General features: G+C 61.8%; 1 protein-coding gene and 1 pseudogene. One reads left to right on the plus strand and one right to left on the minus strand.

What is annotated here, in order from left to right; all coding sequences use genetic code 11:
* Positions 1-279 (minus strand): annotated as a pseudogene (locus tag ENZ75_RS32870) (spermidine/putrescine ABC transporter substrate-binding protein); the annotation flags it as partial.
* A gap of 91 nt (positions 280-370) precedes the next feature.
* Between ENZ75_RS32870 and ENZ75_RS32875 the strand changes: the two are divergent.
* Entirely contained in the window at positions 371-985 is a 615-nt protein-coding gene (locus tag ENZ75_RS32875) for a TetR/AcrR family transcriptional regulator (RefSeq protein WP_024503901.1), read from the plus strand.
* The last annotated feature ends 23 nt before the right edge of the window (positions 986-1,008 follow it).

Raw genomic sequence — 1,008 nt, forward strand, 5'->3', positions numbered from 1 at the left:
GATCACCATCACGTCCCAGTCGCCCGGCTGCGACTGTTCGACGATGGCGAGGCCAGCGCCGGTGCCCTCGAAATCCTTGACGTTGACCTTGACGCCATTGGCCTCCTCGAAGGGCTGCAGCAGCGCCGGATCGGCATGATCGCACCAGATCAGCGCGTTGAGGTCGGCGGCCTGGACAGCGCTGCCGGCTGCGAGCAACAGCGCCGCGGCCGCGCACGCAGCATGCAGATGGCTCTTCAACATGGAAAGCGAATTCATGGTCTTGGAATGTGCGGACATCGAGTGTTCTCCCTTGCCTTTGTGGCTTCTTGCAAAAAATTGAACCAATTCTAAAATTGAGTCAATTCTGTTTTTGTGGAAAGAGGCTGGAATGAGCGGATTGCGGGCAAGGCAAAAGGCGGACCGGCACAGGCGCATCATCGAAGCGGCGGCGGAACTGTTTCGAGAGGCCGGCTATGAGGGCGCCAAGATAGAGGCGATCGCCACGCAGGCCGAGGTCTCGGTCGGCACCATCTACAATTACTACGAGAACAAGGGCGACATCCTCGGCGCCATCGTCTCGCTGGAGGTCAACGAGGTGCTGAATGCCGGGCAGGGCGTCGTCGCCAGGCCGCCGGCCAATGTCGGCGATGCGCTGGATACGCTGATCGGCATCTACATCGAGCACTCGCTGCACTATCTCAGCAAGGAGATGTGGCGGCAGGCAATGGCGATCTCGACGCAACTGCCCGACAGCCCGTTCGGCCAGGCCTACACCGCGCTCGACCGCGCGCTGACCGAACAGATCCGCGCCCTGATCGCCCGGCTGCAGGCGCTCGGCCTGGTGCGCCAGGACATCGACGGGGCGGCGCTCGGCGAACTGATCTTCAACAACATGAACATGATGTTCATCGAGTTCGTGAAACGCGACGCGGCGAGGATACCGGAGCTGCGCGCAGCGATACGGAGGCAGAACCGGATTTTGGTGGCGGCGATCGGGGTGTGAGGGAGTCAGGAGCAGACAGGAGA

This window comes from Mesorhizobium sp. M7A.F.Ca.CA.002.04.1.1, from assembly GCF_004022805.1.
Lineage (GTDB): Bacteria > Pseudomonadota > Alphaproteobacteria > Rhizobiales > Rhizobiaceae > Mesorhizobium > Mesorhizobium ciceri.

What these genes read in the sequence shown, in the direction of transcription:
- ENZ75_RS32875 (WP_024503901.1), top strand. Translation starts at nt 371, where the DNA reads ATGAGCGGATTGCGGGCAAGGCAAAAGGCGGACCGGCACAGGCGCATC.